Origin of the sequence: Cuneatibacter caecimuris, from assembly GCF_004216775.1 — a bacterium.
Taxonomy (GTDB): Bacteria; Bacillota; Clostridia; order Lachnospirales; family Lachnospiraceae; genus Cuneatibacter; species Cuneatibacter caecimuris.
In genome coordinates this window covers 127,016-141,676 of record NZ_SGXF01000002.1, presented here as the reverse complement: position 1 = coordinate 141,676, position 14,661 = coordinate 127,016, and the positions used below count along the sequence as shown (strand labels likewise).

Here is a 14,661-nt window from a genome sequence, read left to right as displayed (position 1 = left end):
CGTTAAAATACTTGTTAAATTCCAGGAAAAGTAGTATGATAAAATATAGTACGCTTTGGAGGATTAATATGAGAGAATATCAGATTATTACAGATACAAATTCAGACCTGCCCCCTTCTTATATTCAGGAGCATGGGCTGATCACAGTGCCACAGTATTATACGGTGGAAGACGTGATATATGAAGGCGCGGGCGGAATGGAGCCATCCGTTTTTTATCAGAAAATGAGAGAAGGGCAGAAGCCCCAGTCCCAGGCGATCAATCCGGCTGTGGTGGAGGAAGAATTCCGCTCAGTGCTGGAATCTGGAAAAGATATTTTGTATATCAGTTTTGCCAGCACCCTGAGTGGAAGTTTTAATACTGCGGTGATGGTAGCTAGGGAGCTGAAAGAAGAATATGGGGATGCGAAGATCCTATTGGTGGATTCCTGCAATATCTCTCTGTCAGAAGGTTTGCTGGTGAATAAAGCGGTACAAATGCAAAAACAGGGAAAGTCTCTGGAAGAAAATGCGGAGTGGCTGGAAAAAAACAAGCTGCATATCTGCGTACAGTTTACCGTGGACGACCTGCACCACCTGCAGAGGGGCGGCAGAGTCAGTAAGACCACCGCAGTGGTGGGCAGTATCCTGAGTATCAAACCCATCATGCGCCTGTCAGGGGATTCCAAGCTGGAAGCTGTGGGTACGGTGAGGGGACGGAAGAAATCCCTGCTGTCCCTGGTGGATTACATGGAAGAGCGTTCCAAAGGGTTTGAACCCCAGAATGATCTGGTGGGTATTGTCCATGGAGACTGTCTGGAAGAGGCGAAATGGCTGGCGGAACAGGTGAAGAGCCGTCTGGGCGTACCGGAGGTGATGATCTGTGATGTGAACCCCAGTATCGGCGTACATTCCGGCCCAGGAGCCATGGGGCTGATGTTTTTCGGCAGCAGCCGGGACTGATTTGCATTTAAGAGATTACAGGAAAGAGAGATATTGGAGAGATGGAAAAGAATAACAGAGTCAGAACAAGATTTGCACCCAGCCCCACAGGGCGCATGCATGTGGGAAACCTGCGCACAGCGCTTTATGCGTATCTGATTGCTAAACATGCGGGAGGCGATTTCCTTCTGCGCATCGAAGATACAGACCAGGAGCGGTATGTGGAAGGCGCGGTGGATATCATCTACCGTACGCTGGGGCAGACAGGCCTGATTCATGATGAAGGTCCCGACAAGGACGGGGGCTGCGGCCCCTATGTACAGAGTGAGCGCCAGGCCAAAGGGATCTATCTGGAATATGCAAAAAAGCTGATTGACAAGGGAGAGGCCTATTACTGTTTCTGTGATAAAGAGAGACTGGAATCTCTGCGTCAGGAGGTGGCGGGCAAGGAAATCATGATTTATGATAAACACTGCCTGCATCTGACGAAAGAGGAAGTGGAAGAGAAACTGGCGGCCGGAGTGCCATATGTGATCCGCCAGAATAACCCCACTGTGGGAACCACTACATTTTCTGATGAGATCTACGGAGACATTTCAGTGGACAACGGGGAGTTGGACGATATGATCCTGATCAAGTCTGACGGTTATCCCACCTATAATTTTGCCAATGTAGTGGACGACCATACCATGGGGATCACCCATGTGGTGAGGGGAAATGAATATCTTTCTTCCTCGCCAAAGTATAACCGCCTGTACGAAGCTTTCGGGTGGGAGGTTCCGGTCTATGTGCATTGCCCGCTGATTACAGACGAAGAGCATCATAAACTCAGCAAGCGCAGCGGCCATTCTTCCTTTGAAGACTTGACCGAACAGGGCTTTTTGCCGGAGGCAGTGGTGAATTTTGTAGCGCTCCTGGGATGGAGCCCTGACAGCAACGAAGAGATTTTTTCTCTGGAAGAGCTGGTTCAGGAGTTTGATTATCACCATATCAGTAAATCTCCGGCGGTATTTGATTTTACAAAGCTGAAGTGGATGAACGGGGAATATATTAAAAAGCTGCCAGAGGAAAGATATCTGGAGCTGGCGTTGCCGGCTTTGAATCAGGCGGTGACCAGGGACTGCGACAAGGAGAAAATTGCTTCTCTGGTGAAATCCAGAATCGAAGTGTTCACTGATATTCCGGAAATGGTGGATTTTTTCCAGGAGCTTCCGGAGTATGATACAGCGATGTATACCCACAAAAAGATGAAGACCAATGCGCAGACCTCTTTAGAAGTGCTGACAGAGCTGCTGCCCATGCTGGAGGCCCAGGAAGACTATTCGAACAGCGCCCTGTATGAAACTCTGCAGACTTATGCAGCGCAGAAGGGATGCAAAAACGGCTATGTGATGTGGCCTGTCCGCACTGCGGTATCCGGAAAGCAGACCACGCCCGGCGGAGCTACAGAGCTTATGGAGATCCTGGGAAAAGAGGAATCCCTCCGCAGGATCCGCATCGGCATTGAGAAGCTTCAGGAAGCACAGGCTTAATAAGGACATTTCATGGAATTTCAAAAATCACAGCTGCAGGCAATTCAGCACGGAACAGGGCCGGCCATGGTGCTGGCCGGCCCCGGTTCCGGCAAAACTCTGGTGATCACACACCGTATTCAGCATTTAATTGAACAGAAGCATGTCAGGCCGGGGGAAATACTGGTAATTACATTTACCAGAGCCGCGGCCGGAGAGATGTCCGCCCGTTTTCAGAAACTTGCGGGAATGCAGAGCCAGGTGACCTTTGGTACCTTTCATTCCGTTTTTTTCTATATTCTGAAGCTGGCCTATCATTATAATGCTTCCAACATCGCAGGAGAAGAACAATGCAGGAAATTTCTCTGCGAAGCCGTAAAAATGCTGGAACTGGATGTGCCTGACGAGGGGGAATTTGTTTCAGGAATCCTGGAAGAGATCAGCAGCATTAAAAATGACAGGCTGAATTTGGAGCATTATTATTCTAAAAACTGTTCGGAAGAAATATTCATGAAGCTTTACCGGGAATATGAAAACAGGCTGCGGCGGGAAAATCTGGTGGACTTTGACGATATGCTGTCCATGACCCTGGAACTCCTGGAACAGAGGCAGGATATTCTGGCTGTATGGCAAAAAAAATTTAAGTATATCCTGATTGACGAATTTCAGGATATCAACCGGGTGCAGTATGAAGTGATCAGGCTCCTGGCCAAGCCGGAGAACAATCTGTTTATTGTGGGGGACGACGATCAGAGTATTTACCGTTTCCGCGGAGCAAGACCGGAAATCATGCTGGGGTTTGAACAAGATTATCCGGGAGCGGCCCGGTATCTGCTGGATGTGAATTTTCGCTGTTCCGGAGAGATCGTGGCGGCGGCAGGCAGGCTGATTTCTCAAAATCGGAGCAGGTTTGACAAAGATATCCGCACTCTGAACCGACAGGGGGCTCCGGTGAGCGTCCGGGAATTTAAGGATGCACAGGAAGAAGCTTCGTGGATTTTGAACAGGTCCGCGGAATATATCAGGCAGGGTATTCCTCCGGAAGAGATCGCGGTGCTGTACCGCACAAGCAATGTGCCCAGGCAGCTGGTGAGCAGGCTGATCGAAACCAACCGGCCTTTTCAGATGCGGGAAGTATTTCCCAATCTCTTTGAGCACTGGATCGCAAAGGACATCATTTCTTATATCAGAATGAGCCGGGGCGACAGGCAGCGTTCCACTTTCCTGAAAATTATGAACAGGCCCAACCGTTATTTGAGCAGAGAACTGCTGGCAAATTCGGAACTGACGGATTTTGAGCTGCTGAAGGAACTGCTGGGAGAAAAAGACTGGATGGTACAGAGGATTGAAGATCTGGAAAGACAGCTGTCCCTCATGGGCAGGATGGCGCCTTTTGCGGCGGTGAACTATATTCGCAAAGGCATCGGATACGAGGATTACATACGGGAATATGCGGCGTACCGGCGGATGAAACCGGAGGAATTAATGGAAGTGCTGGACGCGCTTCAGGAAAGCGCCAGAGAGTGCGGGACTGCGGAAGAATGGTTCAGATATATGGAGAATTATGGGGAAGAACTGCGGAAACAGGCGGCGGATAAGCAGAAACAGCGGGAGGGAATTGTTCTTTCCACAATGCACGCGGCAAAAGGTCTGGAATATGCGGTAGTATTCATTATGGATGCGGATGAAAAAATTGCCCCCCACAGCAAAGCGGTTCTGGAAGCGGATGTAGAGGAAGAACGCAGGCTGTTTTATGTGGCGGTAACAAGGGCAAAGCAGAAGCTTCATATCTGTTGGGTGAAGAAATGCTATGGGAAGGAAATGGAGCCTTCCAGATTTATTGATGAAATTATGAATTGAGTTTGATAGGGGCGCTTCCAAAGCTATATCTTAGCTTTGAAAGCGCCTTTTTAACTGAGGACTGTTAAAAATATTTAATAAACTATGGGACTCTGATTGAAATGAAATAAAACACAAATAAAATAATTTAAAATTTTATGCGATTCACACAAAAGAATCTAATGATTTTAGATATAATTACCTAAAAAAATAATATGCGAGAAAAATACTTGACAGTAAACACCAAAAGACCTACAATACAAACTACAGCGAGATCAAATGCATTTAAATATTTTTAATAAATATTCAAATGCCAAATGGATCATCAGCTGAATACATCTTTTAAGGAGAGCAAAGAGATGAAAGCAAGAAAGGCTATGGCGCTGATGATGGCGTCTGCGATGGCAGTATCCATGATGGCCTGCGGTTCTGACGGAGGAACTGCAACCAAGGCAGCTGATGAGACCACAAAAGCGGCTGAGACCTCCAAAGGATCTGACGAGAGCACGAAAGCGGCGGAGGAGTCAACCAAGGCGGCCGATGAAACAAAAGGCGGCGAAGAGGAAGATATTAAGGAAGTTGTTTTCCCTGACCAGGTAAACGACGGCAAGGACTGCACCATTCGGTTTGCTTGGTGGGGCGGACAGACTAGACATGAAAGAACTCAGCAGGTTGTTGATATGTTCATGGAGAAATACCCTAATGTAACGATTACTACGGAGCCTTCTGACTTCGACGGATATTTCCAGAAGATGGCCACGTTGGTAGGCGGCGGAGATGTATGGGATGTATTTCAGTTAGGCAATAACTGGGCGGAGTACAAAGATATTATCCTGGATCTGACTCCTTATATCGAAGACGGCACGATTAATACAGAAAATATTTCCGACGGTTTCCTGGCTACTACATATGATATGGGCAAGCAGATGGAAATTTCTCTGGGCACTAATGCTCATGTAATGATCTACAATGCTGACATGTTTGCAGAAGCGGGCCTGGATGAGCCTGCTGAGAACTGGACCTGGGAAGAATTTGAAGAATATGCTGAGAAATTAGCTGAGATTACTGGCGAATATGGCTGCGGCGGGCTGGCTGAATTTGAGGGCGTAAGTATTGTAGGCGTTCCGCAGTATGGCAATGGATTGAATTTCTTTAAAGCGGACAGCTCTGGATTAATGATAGATAAACCGGACTATATGGTGCCGTTTATTGAAATGATTCAGAGAATGACAGAAAAAGGTATTTACCCGGACCGCGGCGCCCAGAATGAGACCGGCGGATCCCCGGAGCAAAGCTTTGTGGCAACTGGTGAAGCAGCTATGACCTGGGCTTTATCCAACCAGGTGATCGCTATGGCAAAGGCTGCAGAGGAAAACGGTGTGGGAACACTGAAAATTGCGACAGTGCCCAGACGATCCTCCGACGGACCTGCCGGCTGTGCCGTAAAATCCGGACAGGGACTGAGCATTTATTCCGAAACGAAATACCCGGATGTCTGTGCCGAATTTATCAATTATTTTATTAACAGTATTGAAGCTAACCGCATTCTTGCAGGCGAGAGAGGCGTGCCGATTTCGGCCGCAGTCCGAGAGGACCTGAATACAACCATGAGCGTACTTGAAAAGAGCATTTATGAATATGTGGGCATGGTAGGGGCCTGGGAAGATTCAAAAGATGTATTCCTGAACGAGCCCTCCCAGCAGAATGCGATTAAAGACGAGGTGAAAAATCAGCTGGATAAAGTGAACGCAGGTGAAGTCACGGCTGAAGAAGCAGCAAAGAATATATTTGATTTTGCAAACGCTGCATTTACGAGAGAATAATTACCTGCATATTATTGAAGAGCGCCTTCATCAGCATATAGCTGGGGGAGGCGCTTTTGTATAGGAAACTGCGTTCCCCATGCAAAAAACTCCTGGGAGATTCTTTTTCATGTTCATTGGGACTGGTAGTAATTCTTTTCGCAAAAAATCCATACAAAAATCAACTCTTTTCAAATAATATTTAATAAATAATGGTAACGCTTTCAAATGAATTAAAGAAAACCTAAAATATTTAACAAGAAACCATGTGTTTTCTTTGAAAAACCCTTGACATATTTCACAACCGGATATATAATACAGTCACAAGAGCAGTGCTAAGTTAAATAATTTAGTTGAAGATTTAACTAAAGCGGGAGGACAGCATTGCAAAAAGATACAAAAAGGAGAGCGAAAAGATGAAAGCAAAAAAAGTAATGGCGCTGATGATGGCGTCCGCAATGGCAGTATCCATGGCAGCCTGCGGTTCTGACGGCGGAACAACGACTAAGGCAGCAGATGAAACCACGAAAGCGCCGGAAACCACAAAGGGATCAGATGAGACCACCAAGGCGGCGGATGAAACCACGAAAGCAGCCGAAGAGACAAAGGGCGGCGAAGAGGGAGATATTAAGGAAGTGGTTTTCCCGGAGAAGGTGAATAACGGCGAGGACTGCACCATCCGGTTTGCATGGTGGGGCGGCCAGACCAGACATGAGAGAACCGAAAAGGTTGTTGAAATGTTCATGGAGAAATACCCTAATGTAACGATTACTACGGAGCCTTCTGACTTCGACGGATATTTCCAGAAGATGGCCACACTGGTAGGCGGCGGAGATGTATGGGACGTATTCCAGCTGGGCAATAACTGGGCAGAGTATACGGATATTATTACAGATCTGACTCCCTATATCGAAGACGGCACCATCAACACCGATAATATTTCTGATGGTTTCCTGGCTACTACATATGATCTGGGCAAGCAGATGGAGATCTCCCTGGGCACCAATGCTCATGTGATTATCTATAATGCAGATATGTTCGCGGAAGCAGGCCTGGATGAGCCTGCTGAAAACTGGACATGGGAAGACTACGAGAAGTGTGCGGAAGCGCTGAAGGAAGTGACTGGTGAGTACGGATCTTCCTCTCTGGAAGAATTCTACGGCGCATGTACAGTAGGCGTTCCTCAGTGGGAGGACGGCCTGAATTTCTTCAAGGCTGACAACTCCGGACTGATGATCGACAAGCCGGATTATATGGTACCTTTCATCGAGATGATCCAGAGAATGACTGAGAGCGGCGCTTACCCGGACCGCGGCGCCCTGAATGAGATGGGCACAACCCCTGAACAGAACTTTGTGGCAACTGGTGAAGCTGCTATGACATGGGCGCTGTCCAACCAGGTTATCGCAATGGCGAAAGCTGCAGAAGAGAACGGCGTTGGCACACTGAAGATCGCTACGCTGCCCAGACATTCCGCTGACGGCCCTTCCGGCTATGCTGTGAAATCTTCTCAGGGTTTGGCTATTTACAATAAGACAAAATATCCTGACGTATGCGCAGAGTTCATCAACTTCTTTATCAACAGTCCTGAAGCAAATCAGGTTCTGGCAGGTGAGAGAGGCGTGCCGATCACATCCGCAGTCCGTGCGGCAATCGAGCCTTCTCTGAGCGAACTGGAAAAGAGCGTTTACGATTATGTCGGTATGGTAGGCGAATGGGAAGATTCCAAGAACGTATTTATCAACGAGCCTTCTCAGCAGAATGCCATCAAGGATGAGTTCAAGAATCAGCTGGATAAAGTAAATGCAGGCAGTATCACCGCTGAAGAAGCTGCAAAGAATGTATTTGACTTTGCAAACGACGCATTTACAAGATAACCATTACCGCTGGCCGGGCCAGCCTGAAGACTGATTAATGGAAACAGCCTGCTGTACGGCAGCAGGCTGTTTCTTAATGAAGAAGGACAGGAGGAACAGAGATGAAGAAAAAGGCAAATGCTGCGTTGGCAGCACAGCCCAAAACCTTCAAACAGCGTATGCAGTCTGACAATGCAGTCGGCTATGTATTTGCTGCGCCTTTTATCATCGGATTTATTTGTCTGACGATATTTCCGATGGGATTGTCATTGTATTATTCCCTGACCAATTATAATTTTGTACACGCGGATTTTATTGGCTTGAATAATTATGTGCGAATGTTTACCGGAGACAGCCGGTTTTGGTATTCTCTTTGGAGAACGTTCTTATATGTTATATTGGCAGTGCCTCTGAAACTGATATTTGCTTTATTGGTCGCGTTTTTCCTGACAAGGAATACGAAAATTGCCAGCCTGTACCGTGCGGTTTATTACCTGCCTTCTTTGGTGGGAGGTTCTGTGGCTGTTGCGCTGGTGTGGAAGCAGATGTTTGCCCGTAAAGGGATGATTAATGGAATTTTAGGGGCGATTGGGATTGACCGGTTAAACTGGCTGGGAGATAAAAATTTGGTTTTATTTCCGCTGGCGTTACTGACCGTATGGCAGTTCGGTTCTTCCATGATCATTTTTGCCGCCGGGTTAAAGGAAATCCCTACTTCATATTATGAGGCCGCAGAAATTGACGGAGCCAGTTCTGTACAGCGTTTCTTTAAGATCACGCTCCCTTGCCTTTCTCCTGTTATCCTGTACAACCTGGTAATGCAGACAATTACTGGTTTTATGGTATTTACACAGGCGGCTATTATTACGCAGGGCGGGCCGGCTGATGCAACGAACTTTATAGCCTATTATATCTATACGCAAGGATTTAAGTATTTCGATATGGGGTATGGCAGCGCAATATCCTGGGTAATGCTGGTAGTGATTGCCATTGTAACGTTGATTATCTTCAAGACATCTAAAAAATGGGTGTTTTATGAAGCTGGAAATGATGATTAAGGAGGTGCAGGATAATGGGAATGAGCGCTAAGAAAAAAGTCGGCAGATTCTGTTACCACTTGTTCATCGGCGGTTTCGGTCTTTTAATGATCTATCCTGTGCTCTGGATGATCATCGGCTCTTTTAAAAATAACAATGATATTATGAACCATTCAGCCAATTTCCTTCCTACTTTAGGGTGGCACATGGAGAATTGGGCGAATGGGTGGAAAGGCTATAGTGGTTACAGTTTTGGTACATTCTTTACAAATTCTTTAATTGTAGCCGGAATCGCAACTTTAGCCACTGTAATTTCCTCTTCCATGGTAGCTTATGCATTGGCGAGAATTAAGTTTAAAGGCCGCAAAATCTGGTTCTCTTGTATGCTGGCAACGCTGATGCTGCCGGGGCAGGTTATTATGATCCCCCAGTACATGATTTACAATTCCATAAACGCAGTGGGCACCTTTGTTCCCCTGGTGCTGCCGCATTTCTTTGGACAGGCGTTCTTCATCTATCAGATGATGCAGTTTTGCCAGGGTATCCCAAGAGAGCTGGATGAAGCTGCTTTTGTGGATGGCTGCAGTAAGTACAGGATTTATTCTAGAATTATCCTTCCGCTTCTAAAGCCTTCTATTGTTACAACACTGATCATTCAGTTCTACTGGAAGTGGGACGATTATATGGGACCGTTGATTTATTTAAGCAGGCCGGCTACCTGGACTGCGTCTCTGGCGCTGAAGAACTTTGCCGACTCCTCAGGACAGTCTGATTATGGCGCGATGTTTGCCATGGCAACGCTGTCTCTGATTCCGGTATTCCTGATCTTCCTGATCTTCAACCGGTATCTGGTGGAAGGAATCAGTTCCACAGGCTTGAAAGGTTAATTGAATAAAGAAGGGAAAAGCTATGGCAATCAACCGTTATGAGTTAGTGACCAGGCATGATCCCGTACTGACAGAGGCGGATGTATATTCGCCTTTGTCTGTAGGTAACGGTAATTTCGCTTTTACCGCGGATGTAACGGGAATGCAGTCTTTATATGAAACGTACCGGGCAAGCCTGCCTCTGTGCACCATGGCTCAATGGGCCTGGCATACGAAGCCGGTGAGTAAGACGAAGTACAACTATACTTTTGATGATGTGGAGCTGACAGAATATCCTTTTCAGGGCCGCACAGTTTCCTATGCGGTGGAGAAGAAGCCGGGCAATGAGGCGGTCTATGACTGGGTCAGGGAAAATCCGCACAAGCTGAATCTGGCCCGCATCGGCCTGGTGAAGGACGGAAAAGAACTGGAACCGGGGCAGATTACAGAAATTCACCAGCAGCTTCATTTGTTTGAGGGTGTTCTGGAGAGCCGCTTCCTGGTGGAGGGCATACCCTGCCATGTGCTGACAGCAGCTGACAGCGGGACAGATGCGGTATCCTTTCAGGTGGAATCGGAGGCCCTGAAAGACGGCCTGGAAGTGGAAATTCGTTTTCCCTATGGCAGCCATCTGATCGGTGCGTCTGAATGGAATGCGGAAGATGCCCATCAGACAGAGATTCTGAAACAGGATGCAGAACATGTGGTATGGAAGCGCACCCTGGACCGGGACGGGTATTTTGCCGCCGTGACACTGGAAGGCGCGGAACTGTCACAGCGAGGGAAGCACAGCTTCAGGATTGCAGGTTCCGGAAGCCCTGAAATGGCGTTTTCCGTTAGCTTTGCAAAATCCGGGCCGCCGGATAAATTGGAGAATAAAGTGGTTTTGGACCGCAGCAGGGCTTACTGGAAGAATTTCTGGGAAAAGGGAGGGGCAGTGGATCTTCATAAGAGTAAAGATCCAAGAGCTCCGGAACTGGAGCGCCGAATTGTTCTGAGCCAGTATCTGATGGCGATTCAGTCCGCGGGCAGCGTGCCTCCCCAGGAGACGGGGCTGACCTGCAACAGCTGGTACGGTAAGTTCCATCTGGAAATGTATTTGTGGCATGAGGCTTATCTGCCTTTATGGAACCATACGGATCTGCTGGAGCGCAGCCTGAACTGGTATCAGATTCATCTGCCGGAAGCCAGGCGGAACGCGGCGCGCAATGGGTACCGGGGAGCCAGATGGCCCAAAATGGTGGCGGAGGACGGGATTGACAGTCCCTCTCCCATTGCGACTCTGCTGATCTGGCAGCAGCCTCACATCATCTATATGCTGGAGCTGGCTTACCAGAACTGCCGCCGGACTGATTTTATGGAAAGGTATTATGAGCTGGTGCAGGAAACCGCGGAATTTATGGTGGATTTTGCAGTCTTTAACCAGGACCGCGGCGTCTATGAGCTTTTAGGGCCTGCAATTCCTGTGCAGGAACGGCATGCGCCAATGGTCACGAAGAATCCTGCTTTTGAAGTAGAGTACTGGTGCTTTACCCTGCGGATCGCCGTGGAGTGGGCAAAACGTCTGGGCAAAGAAGTTCCCGGAAAATGGCAGGACGTGTCGGAGCATATGGCACCTGCTGCGATTGGGGACGGACGTTATCTGGCACATGATGACTGCCCGGATACTTATGAGAACTTTGCGGAAGATCACCCTTCTATGCTCTGCGCTTACGGGCTGATAGACAGCGGGCGCATTGACCGGGAAGCGATGCGGCGCTCATTGAAAAAAGTGGAAGAATGCTGGGACTATCCTTCTTTGTGGGGCTGGGACTTTGCGGTGATGTGTATGACCGCGGTTCGTCTGGGAGATCCGGAATATGCCATAGAGCTTCTGTTGATGGATACGCCGAAAAACAGTTACGTTGCCAGTGGAAATAATTATCAGAAAACCAGAGATGACCTGCCCCTGTATCTTCCGGGCAATGGCTCGCTGCTGCTGGCCCTGCCTCTGATGACGGCAGGGTTTCCGGGGAGCGGCAGACTGCCGGGATTTCCGAAAAATGGTCAGTGGGAAGTAGAGTTTGAAAACATTGACCCTTTTCCATATTAATGAATTACAAGGCTGCGGGAATCCGGAATAGCGCTGTGCTTTTCCCGGGTTTCTGCGGCTTTAAAACAATGAGAACATATTATTTATAGTGATGAAGGGAGAAGTTGGTATGAAACCCTGGGAACATGGAGTTTTAAGAGTCAGTGATAATCAGAAATATCTCTGCAATGGGGAACAGCCGTTTTTCTGGCTGGGGGATACTGCCTGGATGCTGTTCCAGCAGCTGGATCTGGAAGAGGCATATGTCTATCTCCGCAACCGTAAGGAAAAAGGGTATACGGTGATTCAGTCTGTATTTGTGCACTCACGTCCGCAGGGAGGTGACGGAGGATGGAAGCAGATTGAAAAAGATGTATCGGATCCGGCATACTGGGATCATTGCGATAAAGTGATTAAAATAGCGGAAGATCTCGGCTTGTACATGGCGCTTCTGCCGGCATGGGGCAAGGTGGTGGCTTCGGGAACCCTCAATGAAAGCAATGTGGAGCAGTATGTGGAATATCTGGCGGGCAGATATCAGAATCGTCCGAATATCATCTGGCTGGTGGGCGGAGATGTCCGCGGCAGCGTGAGTCTGGAAACCTTCCGGGCAGAAGGCAGGACACTGAAGCGGCTGATGCCTGAAAAACTGGTGGGATATCATCCCTTCGGCCGGACCTCTTCTTCTTTATGGTTCCATGAAGAAGAGTGGCTGGACTTTAACATGTTCCAGTCAGGGCACCGCCGCTATGATCAGGCATCTCTGGGGGCCTGGGATGATAATGCAGAAAAAGAAGGCTTTTTTGGAGAGGACAACTGGAAATATGTGGACCGGGACCATAGTTATCCTGTGATGAAGCCCACGGTGGACGGCGAGCCTTCCTATGAATGGGTGCTGCAGGGCCTGCATGACTATTCCCAGCCTTACTGGAGAGAATGGGATGTGCGGCGCTATGCTTACTGGTCCGTGTTCCAGGGGGCCATGGGCCATACCTACGGGGACGCAGCAATTTTCCAGTTCTATAAAAATCCCAGAGTCATCGGCGGATGCGGAGCCAGATATGTATGGCAGGATTCCGTTCACCACGTAGGTTCCGAGCATATGAAACATCTGAAAGAGCTGATGGAGTCTGTGGACTATCAGAGCGGCCGCCCGGCGGAGGAACTTCTGCTTTCCGGGCAGAAGGAAAAATATCACCGGATTTCTGTATTTGCCGGGGATGGGTTCCTGTTTGCATATGATTATCTGGGAGAGGCGTTCACTGTCAGCCTGAAACAGTTTGCCGGCAAAAAGGTGGCGGCTTACTGGTTTGACCCTGTCAGCGGGGTATACAGTTACTTCGCAGACCTGACGGGCAAAGAGTCGGCAAAAGTGAAGCCGTCTTCCAGGTTTACGGAAGATAATGACTGGGTGCTTGTATGCAGAGCAGAATAAAAAAAGAGTGAGGATGACGGAAATGAAGCCTTGGGATAACGGAAAGCTGCAGGTCAGCAAAAATCAGAAGTATTTGCGCAACGGAAATCAGCCATTTTTCTGGCTGGGGGATACTGCCTGGCTGCTGTTTCAGCAGTGCAGTCTGGAGCAGGCCTATCTCTACCTGAAAAACAGGAGAGATTTGGGCTATAATGTGATTCAGTCTGTATTCTACCACCCCATTCAGGATCAGGAATACTGCAGGCCGGAGAGCAGGATTGACAATCCTGATTACTGGAAGCATTGTGATGAAATCATCCGGATGGCGGAAGAATTAGGCCTTTATATGGGCCTGCTGCCCTGCTGGGGAGACATTGTAAAAAATAAGACGATCAACGAAGACAATGCGGAAAAATACTGTACATTTCTGGCCGGGCGCTGTCAGGAGAGGAAAAACATCATCTGGCTGGTGGGCGGGGATGTGCGGGGAAGCGACGCGCCGGAAACTTTCCGGACAGAAGGCAGGACCTTTAAGAAACTGACTCCGGATAATCTGGTGGGATTCCACCCCTTCGGGCGCACTTCTTCCTCTCTCTGGTTTCACGAGGAGGAATGGCTGGACTTCAATATGTTCCAGTCCGGCCATCGCCGTTATGATCAGAGCTCCCTGGGAGCCTGGGACGACAATGCGGTGAAGGAAGGATATTTTGGAGAGGACAACTGGAGATATGTGGACCGGGATCACAGCTATTCTGTAATGAAGCCCACAGTGGACGGAGAGCCTTCTTATGAATGGATTCTCCAGGGGCTGCACGACACCTCTCAGCCCTACTGGAGGGAGTGGGATGTGCGCCGCTATGCCTACTGGGCCGTATTCCAGGGCGCCATGGGGCATACCTACGGAGAAAATGCAGTGATGCAGTTTTATGACGGTTCCATCCCCGGTTCTTTTGGCGTGAGAGATATGTGGTGGGATGCGCTGCACCATGTGGGGGCCGGGCATATGAAGCATCTGAAAGACCTGATGGAAGCAGTGGACTATCAGAGCGGCCGCCCTGCAGAAGAACTGCTGGTATCCGGACAGAAAGAAAAATATGAGAGGGTTTCGGTATTTGCAGGGAAGGATTACCTGTTTGCGTATGATTATCTAGGAAAAGGCTTTACCATCAGTCTGGAGAACTTTAAAGGAAGGAAGGTATCAGCTTTTTGGTTTGATCCTGCCAGCGGAATTTACAGTTATTTTGATGATATGACCGGAAAAGAACAGGCGGAAGTGAAGCCGGTGGCCAGATTTACTGAAGACAATGACTGGGTTCTGGTGCTGAAGGCAGAATGAGCGATCAAT

Annotated in this window: 10 protein-coding genes; all 10 read left to right on the top strand. The window is 48.5% G+C overall.

The window, feature by feature from the left end; genetic code table 11:
- Positions 1-68: 68 nt before the first annotated feature.
- The 10 genes from EV209_RS06995 (at position 69) to EV209_RS06950 (ending at position 14,652) form a co-directional block, all read left to right on the top strand.
- Positions 69-941, top strand: coding sequence for a DegV family protein (locus tag EV209_RS06995; protein ID WP_165388851.1), 873 nt, complete (start codon positions 69-71; stop codon positions 939-941).
- 41 nt (positions 942-982) lie between these two features.
- Complete coding sequence (gltX, locus tag EV209_RS06990; RefSeq protein WP_130434485.1) at positions 983-2,452, top strand: glutamate--tRNA ligase; 1,470 nt, start codon at positions 983-985, stop codon at positions 2,450-2,452.
- A gap of 12 nt (positions 2,453-2,464) precedes the next feature.
- On the top strand, positions 2,465-4,291 hold the full coding sequence (locus EV209_RS06985) for an ATP-dependent helicase (RefSeq protein WP_130434483.1): 1,827 nt from the start codon (positions 2,465-2,467) through the stop codon (positions 4,289-4,291).
- A gap of 338 nt (positions 4,292-4,629) precedes the next feature.
- Entirely contained in the window at positions 4,630-6,093 is a 1,464-nt protein-coding gene (locus EV209_RS06980; RefSeq protein WP_165388850.1) for an ABC transporter substrate-binding protein, read from the top strand.
- A 395-nt stretch (positions 6,094-6,488) separates the two neighbouring features.
- Positions 6,489-7,949, top strand: coding sequence for an ABC transporter substrate-binding protein (locus EV209_RS06975; protein ID WP_130434479.1), 1,461 nt, complete (start codon positions 6,489-6,491; stop codon positions 7,947-7,949).
- A 101-nt stretch (positions 7,950-8,050) separates the two neighbouring features.
- On the top strand, positions 8,051-8,986 hold the full coding sequence (locus tag EV209_RS06970) for a carbohydrate ABC transporter permease (protein ID WP_130434477.1): 936 nt from the start codon (positions 8,051-8,053) through the stop codon (positions 8,984-8,986).
- Between the two features lie 20 nt (positions 8,987-9,006).
- Positions 9,007-9,852, top strand: coding sequence for a carbohydrate ABC transporter permease (locus EV209_RS06965; RefSeq protein ID WP_130434970.1), 846 nt, complete (start codon positions 9,007-9,009; stop codon positions 9,850-9,852).
- A gap of 22 nt (positions 9,853-9,874) precedes the next feature.
- Positions 9,875-11,923, top strand: coding sequence for a glycoside hydrolase family 65 protein (locus EV209_RS06960; RefSeq protein WP_130434475.1), 2,049 nt, complete (start codon positions 9,875-9,877; stop codon positions 11,921-11,923).
- A gap of 109 nt (positions 11,924-12,032) precedes the next feature.
- Entirely contained in the window at positions 12,033-13,337 is a 1,305-nt protein-coding gene (locus EV209_RS06955; protein ID WP_165388849.1) for a glycoside hydrolase family 140 protein, read from the top strand.
- A 22-nt stretch (positions 13,338-13,359) separates the two neighbouring features.
- Positions 13,360-14,652, top strand: a complete 1,293-nt coding sequence (locus tag EV209_RS06950; RefSeq protein WP_165388848.1) for a glycoside hydrolase family 140 protein — start codon at positions 13,360-13,362, stop codon at positions 14,650-14,652.
- Positions 14,653-14,661 lie beyond the last annotated feature (9 nt).